Source organism: Anaeromyxobacter sp. Fw109-5 (assembly GCF_000017505.1).
Classification (GTDB): domain Bacteria; phylum Myxococcota; class Myxococcia; order Myxococcales; family Anaeromyxobacteraceae; genus Anaeromyxobacter.
On record NC_009675.1, the window covers coordinates 2,889,071 to 2,908,485 of the forward strand.

Below are 19,415 nucleotides of genomic sequence, written 5' to 3' on the forward strand. Positions count from 1 at the left end.
CCCGGTCACTCAGCGGCGCCGCCGGCGCTGCTGCGCGCGGCGCGCGCCGCCGAGCTTCCCCAGCGCGGCCGCGCCGGCGAAGGCGCCCGAGCCGAGCAGGCCCTTCACGCCGGAGGCCTTGGCCGGCAGCCCCAGCTCGAGGTCCTTCAGGGCGAGGATGCGATCGCGCAGCTGCGCCGCCTTCTCGAACTCGAGCGCGCGGGCGGCCTCCTTCATCTCCTGCTCGAGGGCGGCCACGATGGCGGGGAGCTGCTCCGGCTTGTACTCGGCGCCGTCCTCGGCGGCCATCGGCACGGTGACGTAGTCCGCCTCCACCACGGCCATGTGCAGGTCGGTGATGTTGCGCTTCACCGTCTGCGGGGTGATGCCGTGCTCGAGGTTGTAGGCGCGCTGGATCTCGCGGCGGCGGTCGGTCTCGTCGAGGGCGCGGCGCATCGACGCCGTCACCGCGTCGGCGTACAGGATCACGCGCCCGTTCACGTTGCGGGCGGCGCGCCCGATGGTCTGGATGAGCGAGACCTCGGAGCGGAGGAACCCCTCCTTGTCGGCGTCGAGCACCGCGACGAGCGACACCTCCGGGATGTCGAGCCCCTCGCGCAGCAGGTTGATGCCGATGAGCACGTCGAACTCCCCGCGGCGGAGGTCGCGGATGAGCGCGCTGCGCTCGAGGGTCTCGATGTCCGAGTGCAGGTAGCGGCAGCGGACCCCCACGTCCGTGAAGTACTCCGTGAGATCCTCCGCCATCCGCTTCGTCAGCGTGGTGACGAGGACGCGCTCGCCGGCCTCGGCGCGCTTCCGCACCTCGCCGAGCAGGTCGTCCACCTGCGAGCCCACGGGCCGGACCTCGACCTCCGGATCCGTGAGCCCGGTGGGGCGGATGATCTGCTCGACGACGACCCCCTGCGCCTTCTGGAGCTCGTACTCGGCGGGCGTGGCCGAGACGTAGATGCCCTGGTGGACGAGCCGCTCGAACTCCTCGAACCTGAGGGGCCGGTTGTCGAGCGCCGACGGGAGGCGGAACCCGAACTCCACCAGCGTCTCCTTGCGCGAGCGATCGCCCCGGTACATCGCGCCGATCTGCGGGATGGTCTGGTGCGACTCGTCCACGACGACGAGGAAGTCCTTCGGGAAGTAGTCGAGCAGGCACGGCGGGGGATCGCCGGCCTTCCGCCCGGAGAGCCAGCGCGAGTAGTTCTCGATGCCGGGGCAGAAGCCCATCTGCTCCAGCATCTCGAGGTCGAACATCGTCCGCTGCTCGAGCCGCTGCGCCTCGACCAGCTTGTTCGCGGCCTTCAGCTCGCCGAGCCGCTCCCGCAGCTCCTCGCGGACCCCGTCGACGGCGCGCTTGCGCGTCTCCGGCGCCGACACGTAGTGGCTGTTGGGGAAGATCGCGACCTTGTCGACCTCGGCGAGCGTCACGCCCCGGAGCGGATCGAACTCGTGGATCGACTCGACCACGTCCCCGAAGAACTCGATGCGGACGGCGCGGTCCTCCTCGTACGGAGGGAACACCTCGATGGTGTCGCCCCGCACGCGGAAGGTGCCGCGGTGGAAGTCCACGTCGTTGCGCTCGTACTGGATGTCGATGAGGGAGCGGATGAAGCGATCGCGCACGAACTCCTGCCCACGCTCGATCTGCTGCAGCAGGCCGAAGTAGGCCTCGGCCGTGCCGAGGCCGTAGATGCAGGAGACCGACGCGACGATGAGCACGTCGTTCCGGGTGAGCAGCGCGTGCGTGGCCGCGTGCCGCATCCGGTCGATCTCGTCGTTGATGGACGAGTCCTTCTCGATGTACGTGTCGGTCGAGGGGACGTACGCCTCGGGCTGGTAGTAGTCGTAGTACGAGACGAAGTAGTGGACGGCCGCCGAGGGGAAGAGCTCCTTGAACTCGCCGTACAGCTGCGCGGCCAGCGTCTTGTTGTGCGCGATGACGAGCGTCGGCCGGCGCAGCTCGGCCACCACGTTCGCGACGGTGAAGGTCTTCCCCGAGCCGGTGACGCCGAGCAGCACCTGGTGACGGTCGCCGCGGCGGAGGCCGGCGGTGAGCTCCCCGATGGCCCGCGGCTGGTCGCCCGTGGGCTGGAACTCGCTCCGGAGGTCGAAGGGCACCGGCGGAGTGTAACGGCCTCCGGCGCCGCGGTCAGCGAGCGCCCGCCCTCCCCCCTCGGTGGGCGGGCGGGTCCGCGAGCCGCTCGACAAGCGCACCCGTTCCAGTTAATTTGCGCGCGTCCCGCCTGTCGAATGGACGGGGCCGTGCGGGAAGTCTCCCGCGCGAATGACGAAAGAAGTGTGTACAGATGGCGAGCGGTTCCGTGAAGTGGTTCAACGACGCGAAGGGCTTCGGCTTCATCCAGCAGGACGGCGGTGGCGAGGACGTCTTCTGCCACCACACCGCGATCCAGTCCCAGGGTTTCCGGACCCTGCAGGAGGGTCAGCGGGTCGAGTTCGAGGTGAAGCAGGGCCCCAAGGGCCTCCAGGCGGCGAACGTCCGCCCGGTGTAGCGCGCGGCGTGAGCCGCTTCTCGGGGGCCCGGCCGCGCAGTGGCCGGGCCCCCACGATTTCGTGATCTCGAGCACGGAGGAGCGATGGCCTTCAACCCCGGAGCGACGAAGAGGCAGAAGGAGGCGGCGCGCCGCGACAAGCAGCGCCGCAAGGACGAGAAGAAGGAGCAGCGCAAGCGCGAGAAGGTGGAGCGCGGGCCCCTCGCGCCGGGAGAGGACCCGGACATCGCCGGGATCGTCCCCGGGCCGCAGCCGCCGCTCGAGGACTGACCGGCCCCGCCGCCGCGATGCGCCGGCGCCGGGCCCACGGGGCTACTCGACCTTCCAGGTCGTGCCCTGCGGGCCGTCCATGAGCGCCACGCCCTGGGCGAGCAGCGCATCCCGGATGGCGTCGCTCCGCGCGAAGTCCCGCGCCCTGCGCGCCTCCGCGCGCTCCACGATCTTCGCCTCCACCGAAGCCGGATCGATGCCGCGCCGCGCCGCCGCCCTGGCGCGGATGGCGCGAAGCGCCTCCGCGGGCCGCCGCTGCACGAGCCCGAGCGTGGTGCCGATCTCGCGCACGTCGCGGGCGAACGCGGCGAGCCGCGCCCGGTCCTCCGGCGTCTTCTTCCCCCGCTTGTCGGCGAGCGCGTTCGCGGCCGTGAACGCCTCGGCGAGCACGGCCAGCACCTGGGGGGCGTTGAAGTCGTCGTCGAGCGCCCGGCGCGCGTCCTCCACCACGCCGCCGCCCTCCCCTGCGGGCGACGTCCCCTCGGCGAGCGCGTCCACCTTCTCGAGCGTCTCGTAGAAGTAGTTCAGGCGCCGCTCGGCCTCCGCGAGGATCGCGTCCGAGTAGTTGATGGGGTTGCGGTAGTGCGTCCCGAGGTAGAAGAGCCGCACGCCCTCCGCGTCGAACTTGGCGAGCACGTCGCGCAGCGTGAAGAAGTTGCCGAGCGACTTCGACATCTTCTCGCTGTCGATCTCGACGAAGCCGTGGTGCATCCAGTGGCGGCAGAAGCTCTCGGCCGTGCGGCCGTCCCCGACCGCCGCGGCGGACTGGGCGATCTCGTTCGTGTGGTGCGGGAAGACGAGGTCCTTGCCGCCACCGTGCAGATCGATCGGCACGCCCAGGTGCGCGAGCGTCATCGCCGAGCACTCGATGTGCCACCCCGGCCGGCCCCCGCCCCACGGCGAGTCCCAGGTCGGCTCGCCCGGCTTGGCCGCCTTCCACAGGGCGAAGTCCAGCGGATCGCGCTTCGCCTCGCCCGGCTCGACGCGCGCGCCGGAGAGGAGATCGTCGAGGTTGCGCTTCGACAGCCGCCCGTAGTCGGGGAAGGCGCGGACCGAGAAGTACACGTCGCCGTTGGCCGCCGCGTAGGCGAACCCCTTCTCGACGAGGCTCGAGATCATGGCCACGATCTGCGGCACGTGCTCCGACACCTTGGGCGCGACGTCCGGGCGGAGGTTCCCGAGCGCGTCCATGTCCTCGTCGAACTCGCGCGCGTAGCGCGCCGCGAGCGCCACGGGATCCTCGCGCCGCTCGGTCGCGCGGCGGATGATCTTGTCGTCCACGTCGGTGAAGTTGCGCACGTAGCGGACCTCGTAGCCGCGCGCGCGCAGGTGGCGGACGACGAGGTCCCACACCACGTAGCTGCGCCCGTGGCCGACGTGGGCGGAGTCGTAGACCGTGGGGCCGCAGGCGTAGAAGCGGATCTTGCCGGGCTCGATCGGCTGGAGCTCGCGCTTCGTCCCGGTGAGCGTGTCGGAGATGACGATGGGCATCGGCGCTTCTCCTACCGCACTCTGACGAGGAGCGCGACGGCGTGCGCGGCGATCCCCTCGCCGCGCCCGACGAACCCCATCCCCTCGCCCGTGGTGGCCTTCACGTTGACCTGCCCCGGCGTGACGCCGAGCGCCTCGGCGAGGCGCGCCCGCATCTCCTCCGCGCGCGGCGCGATCTTCGGCCGGCGCGCGGCGAGCGTCACGTCGCAGTTGCCCACCCGGAAGCCGGCCGCCGCAACCTTCGCGGCGATCTCGCGCAGCAGGGCGAGCGAAGAGACCCCCTTCCAGCGCGGGTCCGTGTCCGGGAAGTGCCGGCCGAGGTCGCCGAGGCCGGCGCCGCCGAGGATGGCGTCGCCGATGGCGTGCGCGCAGACGTCCGCGTCGGAGTGGCCGAGGAGACCGTCGCCCTCGAACTCGACGCCCCCGAGCACCAGCCGGCGCCCCTCCGCGAAGCGGTGGGTGTCGTAGCCGACGCCCATCGCCACCGGGGCCTCGAGGATGGACCGGGCGCGCGCCACGTCGTCGGGCCCCGTGATCTTGAAGTTGCCGGGCTCGCCCGGGACGAGGGTGACGGGCGCGCCGAGCGCCTCGACGAGGGCGCACTCGTCGGTCGCCTCCGCGGCGCGGTCCCCCGCCGCCTCGAAGGCCTCGAGGAGGAGGGCGCGCCGGAAGCCCTGCGGCGTCTGCGCCAGCCACAGCGCGCGCCGATCGAGCGTGGCCTCCACGATCGGCGCACCGTCACGCGGCGCGGCGCGCTTCACCGTGTCCGTCACCGGCAGCGCCGCGAGGGCCGCGCCGTCGCGCGCCGCCGCCTCGGCCACGCGCGCCGCCAGGCCCGGCGTCGCGAACGGGCGGGCCGCGTCGTGCACGAGCACGATCCCGCAGCCCTCCGCCGCGCGCGCGCCGTTCCGCACGGAGTCGGCGCGCGCCGCGCCGCCCGCGATCGCCCGCGCCGGTCGACCGAGCCCCTCCACCTCAGCGAGGCCGCGGCCCTCCTCACCCGACGGGACCACCACCACGAGCTCGTCCACGGCGTCGCAGGCGACGAGCGCGCGCGCCGCCCGCCGCAGGACGCTCTCACCCCCGAGCTCGAGCCACTGCTTCCTCAGGCCGGCGCGCACCCCCGAGCCCCCCGCCGCCAGGATCGCCGCCACCCGCTCATCGCGGATCATCCGGATCTCCTCCGTCGCCCGCGGGACGCGGGCTGGCACCGCTCGTGCTGAGGCCGCCGCTGGTGACGGCGTCCCCCCGACCCAGGCGCGCAGACGCGCCGATACGCGACCGCCGCGCGGACGCGGGTCCGTGCGGCGGTCGCGTGAGCCTCGCCCCGGCGCGAGCGCGCCCGGGCGGGCGATCAACAGTTGAAGATCTTCTTCAGGTCGTCCTCGACGTCGTCCTCGCCGCACTCCTTCGCGATCGCGAGCTCCTTGATGAGGAGCGACCGTGCGGTGTCGAGCATCTTCCGCTCTCCGAAGGACAGGTCCTTGTCCGACCGGAGCAGGTAGAGATCGCGCAGCACCTCGGCGATCTCGAACACGCTGCCGGTCTTGATCTTGTCCATGTACTCCCGGTAGCGGCGGTTCCAGGTGGTCGAGTCGACCGAGACCTCCTTCTCGCGGAGGATCGTGTAGACCCTGCGGACGTCCTTCTCGCCGATGATCTCGCGGAGACCGACGGAGCCCACCTTGTTCATCGGGATCATGATCTTCATCCCGTTCTCGAGGATGCGGAGCACGTAGAAGGACTGCCGCTGGCCGGCGACCTCCTTGTGCTCGATTCCCATGACCTCGCCGACCCCCTGGCCGGGATAAACCGCCTTGTCCCCGACCTTGAAATTCGGGGCCATCTGAGTAGCCTGCGTTGCGGGCATTCCTTCCTCCGCTCCCTGCGGCTCCCCGGCCGACCGGGGCGGTCGAAGCCGGGGCGGGAGCTTGATCGCGGGAGACTATCACAGCCTCCCGTTCTGCTCAATAACACTACGGAAATCCTTTTTGTTCTCCGCTCGGGCCGACCGCATCCGCAGAGGCTCGCGTGAGCGTCCCGCGCCCCTTCGTCGCGCCTGCGCTGGCGCTCGTCGCAGGGATCGCGCTCGGCCTGCACGGCGTCCGCCTCCCGCGCGGGGTGGCCGCCGCGGGCCTGCTGCTGGGCGCATCCCCGCCGCTCGCCCCGGCGGCCTTTGCCGTGACCGGATGGTGGGCCACCGAGCGGTCGCTCGCCGCCGCGAAGGAGCGGCGCCTCCGCGGCGACGTCTCGCCGCCGCTGGCTCGCCCGCCCCTCGAGCCCGCAGGCGCGGCGCTGGCGGGCCGGATCGCCTCGGTGCCCGACCCGCTGGGCGATCGCGTCCGCTTTCGCCTACGGAGCGCGGCTGGCGGCGCGGTGGAGGTGCTCGCGCCGCGCGCCCCGTGGCCGCTCGGCCTCGGCGACGAGGTCCTCCTCCGCGCGACGCTCCGGCAGCCGCCGGGCGCGCGGAACCCCGGCGGACGCGACGTGCGCGCCCGGCTCGCGGCGAGCGGCATCGCGCACCAGGCGCTCGCCACTACCCCAGCCGTCCGGATGCGGCCTGCGCGGGCCCCGAGCTGGCTCGAGCGCGGCCGCGAGCGGCTGGCCGAGGCCGCGCGCGCCCTCCCCGCGCGCGAGGCCGGCGTCGTGCGCGCGATCGGCGCGGGCGACCGCGGCGGCCTGGATCCGGAGACCAGCGCGTCCTTCGCGCGCAGCGGCCTCGCGCACGTCCTCGCCGTCTCCGGGATGCACCTCGTGCTCGTGGCCTTCGGCCTCGAGCGGTTCCTGCGGGCCCTCCTCCTCCGCGTGGACGCGCTGGCCTCCCGGGCCGATCCGCGCCGGGTGGCCGCCGCCGTCGCCGTCCCGGCCACCCTCGTCTACGCCGTCGCGACCGGGGCGGGTCCGCCCGTGCTGCGCGCGGCCGTCGCGGCCGCCGTCGTGCTGGCGGGGACCGCGCTCGATCGCGAGCCCGACGCCGCCAACACGCTCGCCCTGGCCGCGCTGGTCCTGCTCGCCGCGGATCCCGGCGGCGCCCTCGACGTCTCGCTCCAGCTCTCGTTCGCGGCGGTGGGCGGCCTCGTCGCGTGGGCGGGGCCGATCCGCCGCGCCCTTCCGCTCGCCCGGCCTCCGCCCCGCAGCTGGCGCGCGCGCATCCTGGAGCCGCTCGTCGCCGGGGCTTGCGCGAGCGGCGCCGCCTCGCTCGCGGCGGCGCCGGTCCTCGCGTTCCATTTCCGGCAGCTCCCCACGCTCGGCCTGCTCGCCAACGTCGCCGCCGTGCCCATCGGCTCGGCCCTGACGATCGCGGCCACCCTCGCCGCGGTCGCGGCCGCCGCCGCGCCTGCGCTCGGGGCTGCCCTGCTCGTCGCGGCGCGCCCGCTCGCGAGCGCCCTGCTCGCCGTGTCGGACGCGGCGGCGGCGCCCCGCCTGGCGACGATCGGCGTCGGCACGCCCGGCCTCGCCGGCGTGGCCGGCTTCTACGTCGCGGCCGTCCTCGCCACGCGCGCGCGCCGCGGCCTGCGGCGCCTCGCGTGGGCGGCGGCCGCCGCTTGCCTCGTCGCGCCCGCCCACCTCCGCGCGACCGCGGCCTCGGCGCGCGGGGGGCTCGAGATCCTGTTCATCTCCGTGGGCCAGGGCGACGCCGCGCTGCTCCGCCTCCCCGACGGAAGCGCGGTGCTCGTCGACGCCGGCGGCGCCCCAGACGGCGGCGCCGACCCGGGGGCGCGCGACGTCGTTCCGCTCCTCCGCGATCTCGGCGTGCGCCGTCTCGCGGCGGCGTTCCTGTCCCACGCGCACCCCGACCACGTGCTCGGCCTCGCCGCGGTGGCCGAGGCGTTCCCCATCGACGTCGTGTTCTCGAACGGAGCGCCGGGCGAGGGCGAGGCCGCCCGCGTGCTCGCCCCCCTCTCACCGATCGCGCTCGCGCCGGGGGACGGCTGGGCGCGGGCAGGCGTACGCTTCGACGCGCTCGGCGGGGTCCGCGACGGCCTCGGCGAGAACGACGCGTCGCTCGTGCTGCGCGTCTCCTACGGCGACACGGCGCTCCTGTTCACCGGTGACGTCGAGGCGCCCGGCGAGGCGGCGGCGGTCGCTCGCGGCGGGCTCGACGCCGACGTGGTGAAGGTGCCGCATCACGGCAGCCGGACCTCCTCGAGCGAGGCGTTCACCCGCGCGGTGCATCCCGGCCTGGCGATCGTGAGCGTGGGCCGCGACAACCGCTTCGGCTTCCCCCATGCCGAGGCGGTCACGCGATGGCAGTCGGCTGGCGCGACGGTGCTCCGGACCGACGAAGGGGCGATCCGCCTGCTCTCGGATGGACGCCAGGTCCGGCGCGTGCCCGCTTCGGCCACCCTCGACCCCCTGGCGATCCTCCGCGAGCGCCCCTAGGGTTGCTCGTGCGCATCGAGGACCTCGACCTGGCCGAGATCACGGAGAAGATCCGCCGCCATATCCCCCCCACCGAGCCCCCCGTGGGATACCTCCGCGGCCGGAGCTACTTCCGCGACGTGCTGGTCCACGAGCTCGGCATCAGCGAGTTCGAGGCCGAGGCGCTCGTCGATACCCTCGAGCTCAACGGCTACCTCAAGTTCGAGGGCGATCCCTCGGAGCGCTCTCAGGCCGAGAGCCGCTGGCACGTGGGCTCGGACTCCTGACGCGTCGATGGGGCTTGGCCGGGCGGGGGGGGGCGGGCCGCCGCCCCCGGCGGCCGCGCGGCGGACGGCTCGGTCGGCTCTGGCGCCGCAACCTCCCGGAATCAGACGGTTCGCGTCGCGGTCGTCATGGCACGGCTCCTGGATCGCCGCCGCGCGTGCGACACGCGATCCTCCTCGAGCGGGCGGGCGTCGAGACCGAGGAGCGCGAGCTCCTCTCCGCGGTGACGGCGGGGGGCTCGCGGGCCGATCTCCTCCCCCTCCCTGGCGCTCCCGCCGCGGCCGTCCGGCTGCAGCCCTGCGCAGCGGGAGTGATCGCCGAGGCGCGCGCCATCGGCGTCCGGGCCGCGGGGCGCCCGCTGCTCCCGGGCGCGCGGAGGCTCCTGCGCCCCGGGGAGGGAGTCGAGGTCGGCGGGAGCCGTATCCGCCTCGCACCAGCCTCGGTGGCGGAACGCACCTGCCTCGCCGCGGCCGCGCTCCTCCGGGACGCGGCGGCGAGCCCGGAGGCGCCCGTCGCCGGACCGCACCTCCTCGTGCTCACGGGCACGAGCGCTGGGACGCGGTACCCGCTCGTCGCGGACCAGGTCCTCGGCCGAGGACGATCGGCCACCATCCGGCTCGCCGATCCGCTGGCGTCGCGCCGTCACGCGCGGCTCCGCCTCGAGGCGGGCGGGGCCTCGGTGGAGGACCTCGGGTCCAAGAACGGTCTGCGGGTGAACGGGGTCGCGGTCGAGCGCCGCCCCTGGCCGCTCCGCGACGGCGACGAGATCGCCGTCGGCGAGACGATCCTCACCCTCGTGGACGCTTCGGCGCGGGAGCCCGCGCCTTCGCTCGCCGACCCCGGGGACGATCCGTCCACGGCGATCGCCTCGCTCAACCACGCCGCAGCCGCGGCGCTCCTCGGCTTGTGCGCCGCGGCGCTCGCCCTCGCCTCGTGAGCGGTCACAGGGTCGTTCAGAATGCCGGGGACCGAGCCAGGCGAGACGCGAGCAGCGCAAGGCGCGACGACCGAGCATGGCCGTAGGCCATGTAAGGGAGGAGCAACGCAGCGAGGCGACGCGGATCGTTCGCCGCGGCGACGGGACCGGCGTTCTGGACGCCCTCTCTCAGCGCGGGGACCGCTGCGGAGACAGATCGGCGCGCTCCAGCAGCAGCTCGAAGAGCTCGCCGTGCCGAGCGAACAGGCTCGTGAACTGGACCCGCCCGCGGCGCGTGAAGACGGCGTACACCCTGCCACCGAGCCCGTCCTGCACCACGATGTGGCGGATCTCGTCCCACCGCACGGGACGCCGGCTGAAGGGGGTGGCCGCGACGATCCCTTCGTCCGTCACGGTGATCGACGTGCGGCCGTACACGACGGTGAACACGGCGAAGAAGGCGACGAACAGGGACGCGCCGAGCACCGCGCGCGGCTCGGCCCCGGGAGCGCCGAGGAGCACCAGGAGCACGACGAGCCAGAACGCGCCGGCCGTGGCCACCGCGATCCTCAGCGCCAGGCGCGTCTTGTAGATCCGCGCCGCGTCCATGCGCCAAGTCTACGGCCGCGGAGGGAGGCGGGCCAGACGGCCGGCGCGGGACGAAAGGGGCGGACCTCGGGTGGCGTCCCCGCGCTCGGCCGCGCCCGCGCCCCCCCGCCGCACAACCGGTGCGTCGGGGGAACCACGCGAGGCGTGGCACGAACGAGCGGCCGTCTCGCGGGCCGTGCTCAGCGGCGCGAGAGGTCCTCCGCACGATCGCGCGCGATGACCCGGAGATCCTCGCGCACGTCGGAGGCGCGGCTCGCCGCGTACCGTGCGTACAGCTCGGCGGCGAGGGGATCGCCCAGGAGCCTGTAGCACTCGCCGAGGCCGTACAGCGGCGTGGCGAGCGCGGGGTCGAGGCCGAGCGCCGCCTTGTAGTCGTCGGCGGCCTCGCGGAAACGGCCGAGCCCGAACCGGGCGCTCGCGCGCGCCGTGTAGGCGACCGCGAGTCGCGGCTCCAGCGCGATCGCCTCGTTCAGCAGCGCGATCGCCCCGGCGTAATCGCGGCGGGCCACCAGGTCGAGCGCGCTCCGGTATCTCTGGCCGGCGGACGGCAGCGCGCCCGGCGCGCTCGCCGCGGGTGCGGGGGCCCCGGCTCCTTCCGGCGGCAGCCGGTACATGCGCGGCTGAGGGCTCGCGGACGTGGAGGGGGCCGGAGCCGCCGCGGCGCTGGGGAGCGCGAGGGCGGGCGCGGAGCCCGCGGGCATGACCACGACCACCGTCGCGCCGGCCGGGATGGACGGCGCCGCCGCGGCCGCGGCCCCAGCGGGAGCCGCGGCACCTGGAGAGGGCGGCGCGACGCCCGGGGACGGAGCCGAGGGCACGGGCGGAACGGCGGGCCCCGTCGCGACGGACCTCGGCGCCCGCGCGTCGTCGCTCAGGCGGCGCGCCTCCTCGTCGGCAGGATCCGCGGCGAGCACGAGCTCCGCCTGGGCGATGGCCTGCGCGGGGTAGCGGAGCGCGAGGTAGGCGCGACCGAGCTTCACGCGTGCGAACGCGTAGCCGGGCTGGAGGTAGACCGCGTCCTGGTACGCGAAGAGCGCGCCGCGGAAGTCTCCGGCCCCGAAGGCGCGATCCCCTTGCGCGAGCTTCTCCGCGACAGCGGCGGAGGGACCGGCCTCAGGAGATCCGGCCGGGGTCGCGGTCGGGCTCGTCCCTCGACTCCGCGCCTCCGCTGTCGCGGAGTCGCTACGCTCGGGATGAGCGGCCTCAGGAGATCCGGCAGGGGTCGCGGTCGCGGTCGCGGCCCCTCGACTCCGCGTCTCCGCTGTCGCGGAGCCGCTACGCTCGGGGTGAGCGGCCTCGGGAGCTCCGCTCGCGGCCGGGGCCGCCGGCGCGGCAGCGGCATCCGGCTGCGCCGCCTGCGCGAGCGCGGGGGAAGCGTGGAGGGCGACGGCGAGGGCGAGGGCGCGCATCAGGCGCGCATGATACTTCGACGCCGCGCCCCGGCGAAGGCGGCGCGGCTGTCGCACATCCCCGCTGGACGAGCGCTACGCGCGGAACGGGTTCTCGAGCAGGATCGTCTGCCCGCGATCCGCGCCCACCGAGAGCCCGACCACGGGGACGCCCACGAGCTGCTCGACGCGCTTCACATAGGCGCGCGCGCGAGGCGGCAGGTCGTCCCAGCTGCGGAGGTCTTCGAGCTTCTCGGTCCAGCCGGGGAGCTCCTCGTACACCGCCTCGGCGCGCTCGAGCAGCTCGGGATCGGAGGGCATCTCGTCGAGCACCTTGCCGTCGACGCGATAGCCGACCGCGATCTTCACGGTCTCGAACCCGGCGAGCACGTCGAGCTTCGTCATCGCGATGCCGTGCAGGCCGTTGACGCGGGCCGCGTAGCGCAGCGCCAGCGCGTCCAGCCAGCCCGTGCGGCGGGGCCGCCCGGTGGTCGCGCCGAACTCGCCGCCGATCTTGCGGAGCCGTTCGCCGGTCTCGTCCTTGAGCTCGCTGGGGTACGGCCCCCCGCCGACCCGCGTCGAGTACGCCTTCGAGATGCCGAGCACGTAGTCGACGGCGGTGGGGCCGAGGCCGCAGCCGACCACCGCGTTCCCCGCCACGGTGTTGGAGCTCGTGACGAACGGGTACGTGCCGTGGTCGACGTCCAGCATCGTCCCCTGCGCGCCCTCGAACAGCAGCTGCTTGCCGTTCTGGAGGGCGCGGTGGAGCCAGAGGGACACGTCGGCCGCGTAGCGGGCCACGCGGCGTCCCAGCTCCGAGTACCGGGCCACGATGGCCGCCTCGTCGAGCTCGGGCGTCGCGCCCAGGCGGCTCAGCTCCTCGCGCGCGGCCGGGAGGCGCTCCTTCACCTTCCGCTCGAGGCGGGCGGCGTCGAGGAGGTCGCGGATGCGCAGGCCGCGCCGGGCGACCTTGTCCTCGTAGGTCGGCCCGATGCCGCGGCCGGTGGTGCCGATCTTGCCGGCCCCCATCGCCTGCTCGCGCGCGATGTCGATCGCCTTGTGCCACGGCATGATCACGTGCGCGTCGAGCGACACCACGAGCTGGGAGTCGTCGGCGAGGGCGTTGCGGGACTTCAGCCGGTCCACCTCCATGACGAACACCTCGGGATCGAACACGACGCCGTTCCCGATGACGCACGACTTGCCGGGGTGGAGGATCCCGGCGGGGATGAGGTGGAGGACGGTCTTCTCGCCGTTCACCACCAGCGTATGGCCGGCGTTGTTGCCGCCCTGGAAGCGGACCACGACGTCCGCGTGCTCCGTGAGGAGATCGACGATCTTTCCCTTGCCCTCGTCGCCCCATTGGGCTCCGACGACGACCACGTTCGGCATGTGAAGGCTCCCTGGTGGACTTCCGGCGCGCGCACCTCTAGGGCGCCGCGCCACGGCAGGTGCGGCACGATACCAGGGCGGACCGAGATCCGCTAGCGCGGACGCGGAGGGCTGCGGCGCGGGCGCGCGGGGCGCTTCGCCCGACCGTTCGCGCGCTCCAGCGCCTGGGTGGCGAACTCCAGGTCGACCGCGAAGCCGATGGCGGGGCCGGGCCGGCCGAAGCGCGCGAGCAGCTCGTCGTAGCGGCCGCCGGCGGCGACGGCGCTGCCGGCGCCGGGCGCGTAGCCGGCGAAGGTCACGCCGGTGTAGTACCCGAGCCCGCGGGTCTCGCCGAGGTCCACCGACACCGCCTCCACGCCGCGCCGGCGGGCGAGCCTCAGCGCCGCCTCGACCTCGCCGAGGGCCGCGGCGGCGCCAGGCACCTGTCGGGCGAGCGCCCTGGCCCGCGCGAGGGCGCCGTCGCCGTACAGCGTCGCGAGCTCCGGGAGCGCGGCGCGGGCGCCGGCGGAGCCGCGCGCCCTCCGCGCGAGGGCGGCGAGCGCCCCCTCGTCCTTGCGCGAGAGCGCGTCCCAGGCGGCGCCGCGGGCCTTCGGGGCGAGACCCGCCGCGTCGATGACGGCGTGGGCGAACCGCGCGTGCCCGACCTCGACCACCGCCGAGCCCAGCCCGACGCGCTCCAGGGCCCGGGCCAGCACGACGAGCGCCTCGGCGTCCGCCGACGCGCCGCCCGCGCCCAGCAGCTCGACGCCGGCCTGGTAGACCTCGCGCGGCCGGCCGGCCCGGGCCTCGCGGGCGCGCAGCACCGGGCCGTCGTAGCAGAGCCGCGCCGGGGACGGCAGGGCGTCGGGGCGCGCCGCGTAGAGGCGCGCGATCTGCGGGGTGATGTCGGGCCGGATCGCCACGACCTCGCCCGAGCCCGGCTCCACGAACTTCATCACGTCGGCGAGCGCCGCGGCCGACAGGCCGCGCTCCACGACGTCGAGCCGCTCGAGCGTCGGCAGGAACAGCCGCCGGTACCCGAACTGCGAGAACACCTCCTGCAGCTTCGCGGACAGCTCGGCGAGGTGGGCGGAGTGATCCGGGAGGAGATCGCGCAGGCCGGACGGGAGCGAGAGATCGAGCATCGGGCGGCGACTCTATCCGGGCTTCGGGCTCGAGGCTACGGGCTACGGTGAGCCCTCGCGATCACGACGCTCCCTGAGCGTGGAGCCCGAAGCCCGTGGCCTCGCCTCACAGGACGATCGCCCGCGCGGAGCGGACGTGCGGCAGCTTGCGCACCTTCTCCAGGAGCTCGGCCGAGGGCGGCGAGTCGACGTTCAGGAAGGCGAACGCGCCCGAGCGGTCCTCCAGGCGCGAGAGCGAGATCTGCGCGATGTTCACGCCCGCCGCGGCGAGCGTCGTCCCGAGGTTCCCCACCACCCCCGGCGCGTCGTCGTTCTCGCAGAGGAGCACGTTCCCGTCCGGGACGGCCTCGACGCGGAACGCGTTCACGCGCACCACCCGCGCCTCGCGCTTCCCGTACACGGTCCCGGCGACCTCCGCCTGGCCGACCGCGCCGCGCACGGTCACGGTGACGAGGCTCGCGTAGTCGTGGAGCTCGGCGGAGCGGACCTCGCGCACCACCAGGCCTCGCTCGCGGGCGATGGCCGGCGCGCTCACCTCGTTCACCGGAGTGTCGAGGACCGGCCCGAGCATCCCGACGAGCGTGCGCGCCGCGAGCGGGCGGATGGGCACCGCCGCCAGCTCCCCGGCCACCTCGATGGTCACCTCGCTCGGCCCCTGCGGCGCGAGCTGCGCCGCCAGCGCGCCGAGCTTCTGCGCGAGGGGCAGGTACGGCGCGAGCTGCTCCATCACCTCCGGCGGCAGCCCCGGCGCGTTCACCGCGTTGCGCACGACGCCGCGCACGAGGTAGTCGGCGAGCTGCTCGGCGACCGCCACGGCGACGGCCGACTGCGCCTCCTCGGTCGAGGCGCCGATGTGCGGCGTCAGGATGACGTTCTCGAGCCCGTACAGCGGGTGGTCCGCGGGCGGCGGCTCCTGCTCGAACACGTCGAGCCCGGCGCCCCCGAGCTGCCCCGAGCGCAGCGCGTCCGCGAGGGCGCGCTCGTCCACGATCCCGCCCCGGGCGCAGTTCACGAGGAGGGCGCCCTTCTTCATCTTGCCGAGGGCGGTCGCGTCCACGAGGTGGCGGGTCTTGTCCGTGAGCGGCACGTGGATGGAGACGACGTCGGCCTCGCGCCAGAGCGTGTCGAGATCCACGAGGCTCGCGCCGAGCTTCGCGGCGGCCTCCGCGGAGATGAACGGGTCGAAGGCGACGACGCGCATCCCCAGCGCGACGGCGCGCGCGACCAGCACCGAGCCGATGTTCCCGATGCCGACGACCCCCAGCGTCCTGCCGGCGAGCTCGTGTCCCTGGAACCGCTTCTTCTCCCACTTGCCCGCCTTGACGCTCCCCGTCGCCGCGGCGACGTGGCGGGAGAGCGCGAGGATCATGGAGAGCGCGAGCTCCGCCACGGTGATGGACGAGCCGCCGGGCGTGTTCATCACGACGACGCCACGGCGCGTGGCCGCGGCGAGGTCGACGTTGTCGACCCCCACCCCGGCGCGCCCGATCACCTTCAGCCGCGCCGCCTTGTCGAGCAGCTGAGCGGTGACCTTCGTCGCGCTGCGGACGGCGAGGCCGTCGTAGTCGCCGACGATCCGCTCGAGCTGGTCGGGCTTCAGCCCGACCTTCACGTCCACCTCGAGCCCGGCCTCCTGGAGGATCCGCACCGCCTCCGGCGACAGGTCGTCCGACACGAGTACGCGCGCCACCATCGTCACCCTCGCTCCTGCCCCGTGGGGCCGGGGTTGCCGGCGGCTCCGCGCCCCGGTCAGTGTCATGAGCCCACCGCCCGGCCGCCCGGGCAGCGCCCGCCACGCCGCAGCGCGGCACGAGGGGAAGGGATTCTGTTCGGGGCGGCCGCCGGGTCCAAGCTCCGCGCGGGGCGCGCGTCGCCGAACCGCCCGCGGTTCGCAGGGCGCTTCCAGGCGGCTCAGCGGCGCCGCAGCCCGCCGCAGACCAGCTCGACGATCTCGCGGCGCGTCCGGTCGACGGCGGACTCGTCCCCGGCGGGGACGATGCCGATCACCATTCCGGTCATCGCCAGCTCGAGCGCGCCGAGGAGGCCCGCTGCCGCGATCAGCGGGTCCAGATCGGACCGGAACTCGCCACGCTGCTGCCCCTGGCGGACCACGTCGGCGACGAGGTGGACCGCCCGGTCGAACGTCTCGCGGGTGGAGCCCGCGCGCAGCCCCTGCGGCGTCCGCGTCACCTCCAGGATGAGGACGCGCACGGCGGCGGGCGCCGTCTTGTACACGTCGAACACGAACCCGAAGATCGCCGCGACCTTGTCGCTCGCCGTGCCGGGACCCTCGTCGATGGCGCGGATCGCGTTGATGAGGATGGTCCACTGCTCGGCGAACACGCTCTCGAGCAGCTCTTCCTTGTTCCGGAAGTAGTGGTACACGAGGCCGTACGCGACGTCCGCAGACCGTGCGACGTCGGCGATGCGACAGCCGTGATAGCCCTTCTCCGCGAACACGCGGACGGCCGCGTGAAGGATGGCGCGCCGCTTCTCGGGCTCGGTGCCTTCGACGTTCCTCGCAGGTGGCGTGCGGGCCCGGCTCACCGGTCGATTCTCCAGTCGGCGTTCACGTTCGGCAACCCCCGCGAATGCCGGACGAAGTGCTCCGGCAGGGGCGTCGGACTCTACCGGGTCGCACGTGTCAACGTCGAGCCCAACCGGGAGAGATCGAGCGACGCGCGGTACGAAACGTCCCCGCAGTCGTTCACGCTCACGAACGCCGCGGCGCTGAAGCAGCGGCAGAGCGACTCCCAGGCGACCGACGCGACGTGCTGCTGGACGTGCAGCGCACCGACCTCGCGGGGCGCCTCCCCCGGGCACTGGCGGACCTCCGGGCGGCCGGGGAAGAGCACGTCGTAGGTCGCCGTCGCGCCTCCCATCCGCCCCGTGATGCCCGCGTTCCCCTGCGCCACCGCCTCGATCGGGGCCGGGCGCAGATCGAACAGCGGGTCCAGCCCGGCGACGAGCGCGCCGGAGGAGCCCCGACCGATGGACAGCAGCCCGAGCCGCAGAACGTCTCCGCGGCGGTCCGCGACCGAGGCCGTGGCGCGGAGCTCGGTGAGGCGGTCGAGCGGGGAGGACGTTCGGGCCGGCCTTCCAGTGAACGGGACGGGCTCGGTCCGGCCGTCGATGGCCAGGAAGCGCGCGGTCGCGTCGAGGGAGAACGGCCCGGCCCGGACGGTCCCGTTCGCGAAGGTCTCGCCGAAGCGCCCGGCCTCCAGGTCGAAATCCTGGCCGAGCTCCAGCCGGAGGGCGTCCGCGCCGCGTACGGAAAGGCGGGTGTCCACCGCGGCCCGGAGCTGGTGGAAGCGGCCGGGCGGGGCGGCGGAGAGCACCGGCCAGGCGAGCTGGAGGGGGGGGCCGCCGGGGACCGGCCACGTGTAGACCGGGCTCGGGGCGGTCCGATCGTACGCATCGTACGCCGTCGCGAGCCCCGCCTCGCCGAACCGGTCGGTCCCGACCCGCCACTCGATGCGCGGCGACACCCGGTGGTGGACCTCACCGTAGCGCCGGCCCACCGCGGTCTCCAGCCGCGCGCCTGCGATCCCCCACACGTTCGCGGCGGGGTCATCCGCGTCGGGTCCCTCGAACCCGTAGCCCACCGCGGCGCCGCGCGCGAAGGGCTCGAGCGTGGCGGCGGAGCCCAGCATCAACGGCAGGGCGAGCTCGAGCCGCGCGTCCGCCCGAGACGCGGCGGAACGCCAGTAGGCCGCGACGCCGGGGGCATCGCCGGCCCAGCCGAAGCGCGTGAGCCCTGCGCGTCCGTCGACGCGGAGCGGACCGAACATCGCCGGGAGGAGCGTGGCGGACGCCCACGGCAGCCGGTGGAGCGAGCCGAAGTCGCTGCCGAAGAGGCCGTAGTCGTCCGAGGAGACGAGGAGCGGCTGGAGATAGGAGGCGCCGCCCTCGAGCACGAGCGCCTCTCGCGCGTGGGTAGCGATCAGATCCGAGCGCCGGTAACTGGTGCCACGCGCGAGGACGTCGGTGGAGAAGTCGCGCGGCAGGAACGGGTCGCCGTACAGCGCCACGTCGGCGCGGATCGAGGTGCGCTCCGAGAAGCGCTCCGCGTGCGAGAGCGACAGCGCGTAGCGGTTGCCGGACTCGCCCCCCGGCTCGGCGTCGAGGTCGTCGAGCCAGGTCAGCTCCGCTTGCCCGCGCGAACCGGCCGCGGGCGTCCACCGGCCCTCGAGCCGGAGGATCGGGCCGCGCACGGCGGGGTTCCCCTTCGCGACGTCCTCCCGGCCACGCCCGAGGGCGTACGCGGGCCGGAGCGTGAGGTCGGCGCTCCGCCCGAGGGTGACGAAGACGGGCAGCTCGACGGCGAACCCGGTCGCGCTGCTCGACGCGATCTGCGGGAGCAGCAGCCCCGTCTGCCGATCTCCGAGCGGGAGGTACAGCCAGGGGAGCGGGAGCACCGGCACCGGGCGATCGACGAAGAGGAAGCGCGGCGTGACGTACAGGATGGGCCAGGAGAGCGTGGCACGCCTGCCCGGGATGACGTCGGCGCCCCGCGCGCGGAGCTCCCAGGAGGGCGCCCGGCCCGCCCCGCAATCACAGAGCGTGAGGCGGGCACCGGAGAGCCTCAGCCGGCCCGCGGGATCCCCGTGGAGCTTCGTGCCGGAGAAGGACAGCCGGTTGCGTCCGATGTCGCGGGCCGCCTCGATCGACTCGGCCTCTCCGAGCGCCACCGGCCCGTCCTTCAGGAACGCGACGACGTCCTCGGCCTCGAAGGGGCCGCCGAGCACCGCGGTGACGCCGTCCGCGGCGACGGCTCGGGTGGAATCCGTGAGGAGCACGCCACCCGTGGCGACGACCTCGCCGGTGGCCGGGTCGTAGCGTGCGGTCCTCGCGCGCAGGACGACCGAGCCCCGGCGGAGCACCGCGCCATCCTCGACGAGGTAGCCCCCGGTGACCGCGTCGTAGGTCACCGTCCCGGCCTCGACGCGGACGTCGCCGGCGAAGCCGGCATCCGGGCGAGCCCGGGTCTCCGGCGCCTGGGCGGCGGCGAGACGCGCGGCGAGCGCGATGGTGGCGAGCAGGACGGCGCGGCGCACGGAGGGCGGGATTCTACGCG

The 19,415-nt window shown here is 74.5% G+C and carries 16 protein-coding genes; 5 read left to right on the plus strand and 11 right to left on the minus strand.

The window, feature by feature from the left end; all coding sequences use genetic code 11:
• Nucleotides 1–9: 9 nt before the first annotated feature.
• On the minus strand, nt 10–2,109 hold the full coding sequence (uvrB, locus tag ANAE109_RS12760; protein WP_041448318.1) for an excinuclease ABC subunit UvrB: 2,100 nt from the start codon (nt 2,107–2,109) through the stop codon (nt 10–12).
• Between the two features lie 188 nt (nt 2,110–2,297).
• On the opposite strand from uvrB, the gene ANAE109_RS12765 reads away from it, so the two are divergent.
• Both ANAE109_RS12765 and ANAE109_RS12770 read left to right on the plus strand, forming a co-directional pair.
• Nucleotides 2,298–2,501 (plus strand): cold-shock protein, encoded by a 204-nt coding sequence (locus tag ANAE109_RS12765; protein ID WP_012097287.1) that lies wholly within the window; start codon nt 2,298–2,300, stop codon nt 2,499–2,501.
• An 84-nt stretch (nt 2,502–2,585) separates the two neighbouring features.
• Entirely contained in the window at nt 2,586–2,771 is a 186-nt protein-coding gene (locus ANAE109_RS12770) for an SRp25 nuclear protein, isoform 3 (RefSeq protein WP_012097288.1), read from the plus strand.
• 42 nt (nt 2,772–2,813) lie between these two features.
• Here ANAE109_RS12770 and cysS read toward each other — a convergent pair whose 3' ends face one another.
• The 3 genes from cysS to ANAE109_RS12785 form a co-directional block, all read right to left on the minus strand.
• Nucleotides 2,814–4,262 (minus strand): cysteine--tRNA ligase, encoded by a 1,449-nt coding sequence (gene cysS / locus ANAE109_RS12775; RefSeq protein WP_012097289.1) that lies wholly within the window; start codon nt 4,260–4,262, stop codon nt 2,814–2,816.
• A gap of 11 nt (nt 4,263–4,273) precedes the next feature.
• A complete protein-coding gene (gene ispF / locus ANAE109_RS12780; protein WP_012097290.1) occupies nt 4,274–5,434 on the minus strand; it encodes a 2-C-methyl-D-erythritol 2,4-cyclodiphosphate synthase in 1,161 nt (386 codons plus the stop codon).
• A 182-nt stretch (nt 5,435–5,616) separates the two neighbouring features.
• Nucleotides 5,617–6,108 carry a CarD family transcriptional regulator gene (locus ANAE109_RS12785; RefSeq protein ID WP_041448319.1) on the minus strand — a complete coding sequence of 164 codons (492 nt, stop codon included), beginning with the start codon at nt 6,106–6,108 and terminating at the stop codon, nt 5,617–5,619.
• 185 nt (nt 6,109–6,293) lie between these two features.
• Here ANAE109_RS12785 and ANAE109_RS12790 point away from each other — a divergent pair, with 185 nt between their 5' ends.
• From ANAE109_RS12790 to ANAE109_RS12800, 3 genes are all read left to right on the plus strand, one after another.
• Nucleotides 6,294–8,645 (plus strand): DNA internalization-related competence protein ComEC/Rec2, encoded by a 2,352-nt coding sequence (locus ANAE109_RS12790; RefSeq protein ID WP_012097292.1) that lies wholly within the window; start codon nt 6,294–6,296, stop codon nt 8,643–8,645.
• A gap of 8 nt (nt 8,646–8,653) precedes the next feature.
• The gene (locus ANAE109_RS12795; protein WP_041449147.1) at nt 8,654–8,911 is read left to right on the plus strand and encodes a hypothetical protein; all 258 of its coding nucleotides are present in this window, start codon (nt 8,654–8,656) and stop codon (nt 8,909–8,911) included.
• 155 nt (nt 8,912–9,066) lie between these two features.
• Entirely contained in the window at nt 9,067–9,846 is a 780-nt protein-coding gene (locus ANAE109_RS12800; protein ID WP_049768579.1) for an FHA domain-containing protein, read from the plus strand.
• A 168-nt stretch (nt 9,847–10,014) separates the two neighbouring features.
• Here the strand turns inward: ANAE109_RS12800 and ANAE109_RS12805 are convergent, their stop codons facing one another.
• The 7 genes from ANAE109_RS12805 to ANAE109_RS12835 form a co-directional block, all read right to left on the minus strand.
• The gene (locus tag ANAE109_RS12805; protein ID WP_012097295.1) at nt 10,015–10,434 is read right to left on the minus strand and encodes a hypothetical protein; all 420 of its coding nucleotides are present in this window, start codon (nt 10,432–10,434) and stop codon (nt 10,015–10,017) included.
• Nucleotides 10,435–10,613: 179 nt separating this feature from the next.
• Nucleotides 10,614–11,843 (minus strand): tetratricopeptide repeat protein, encoded by a 1,230-nt coding sequence (locus ANAE109_RS23445; protein WP_012097296.1) that lies wholly within the window; start codon nt 11,841–11,843, stop codon nt 10,614–10,616.
• Between the two features lie 75 nt (nt 11,844–11,918).
• Nucleotides 11,919–13,214: an adenylosuccinate synthase gene (locus tag ANAE109_RS12815; protein WP_012097297.1), complete on the minus strand. Its 1,296-nt coding sequence runs from the start codon at nt 13,212–13,214 to the stop codon at nt 11,919–11,921.
• A gap of 92 nt (nt 13,215–13,306) precedes the next feature.
• On the minus strand, nt 13,307–14,338 hold the full coding sequence (gene hisZ / locus ANAE109_RS12820) for an ATP phosphoribosyltransferase regulatory subunit (RefSeq protein ID WP_012097298.1): 1,032 nt from the start codon (nt 14,336–14,338) through the stop codon (nt 13,307–13,309).
• A 106-nt stretch (nt 14,339–14,444) separates the two neighbouring features.
• Nucleotides 14,445–16,031 carry a phosphoglycerate dehydrogenase gene (gene serA / locus ANAE109_RS12825; protein WP_012097299.1) on the minus strand — a complete coding sequence of 529 codons (1,587 nt, stop codon included), beginning with the start codon at nt 16,029–16,031 and terminating at the stop codon, nt 14,445–14,447.
• Nucleotides 16,032–16,249: 218 nt separating this feature from the next.
• Complete coding sequence (locus tag ANAE109_RS12830; protein ID WP_012097300.1) at nt 16,250–16,885, minus strand: TetR/AcrR family transcriptional regulator; 636 nt, start codon at nt 16,883–16,885, stop codon at nt 16,250–16,252.
• Nucleotides 16,886–16,965: 80 nt separating this feature from the next.
• Nucleotides 16,966–19,395 carry an LPS-assembly protein LptD gene (locus ANAE109_RS12835; protein WP_012097301.1) on the minus strand — a complete coding sequence of 810 codons (2,430 nt, stop codon included), beginning with the start codon at nt 19,393–19,395 and terminating at the stop codon, nt 16,966–16,968.
• Nucleotides 19,396–19,415 lie beyond the last annotated feature (20 nt).

Coding starts and splice junctions, on each gene's coding strand:
- ispF (WP_012097290.1), bottom strand. CDS start 5,434: ATGATCCGCGATGAGCGGGTGGCGGCGATCCTGGCGGCGGGGGGCTCG.
- ANAE109_RS12815 (WP_012097297.1), bottom strand. CDS start 13,214: ATGCCGAACGTGGTCGTCGTCGGAGCCCAATGGGGCGACGAGGGCAAG.
- serA (WP_012097299.1), bottom strand. CDS start 16,031: ATGGTGGCGCGCGTACTCGTGTCGGACGACCTGTCGCCGGAGGCGGTG.
- cysS (WP_012097289.1), bottom strand. CDS start 4,262: ATGCCCATCGTCATCTCCGACACGCTCACCGGGACGAAGCGCGAGCTC.
- ANAE109_RS12770 (WP_012097288.1), top strand. CDS start 2,586: ATGGCCTTCAACCCCGGAGCGACGAAGAGGCAGAAGGAGGCGGCGCGC.
- ANAE109_RS12805 (WP_012097295.1), bottom strand. CDS start 10,434: ATGGACGCGGCGCGGATCTACAAGACGCGCCTGGCGCTGAGGATCGCG.
- hisZ (WP_012097298.1), bottom strand. CDS start 14,338: ATGCTCGATCTCTCGCTCCCGTCCGGCCTGCGCGATCTCCTCCCGGAT.
- ANAE109_RS23445 (WP_012097296.1), bottom strand. CDS start 11,843: ATGCGCGCCCTCGCCCTCGCCGTCGCCCTCCACGCTTCCCCCGCGCTC.
- ANAE109_RS12765 (WP_012097287.1), top strand. CDS start 2,298: ATGGCGAGCGGTTCCGTGAAGTGGTTCAACGACGCGAAGGGCTTCGGC.
- ANAE109_RS12785 (WP_041448319.1), bottom strand. CDS start 6,108: ATGGCCCCGAATTTCAAGGTCGGGGACAAGGCGGTTTATCCCGGCCAG.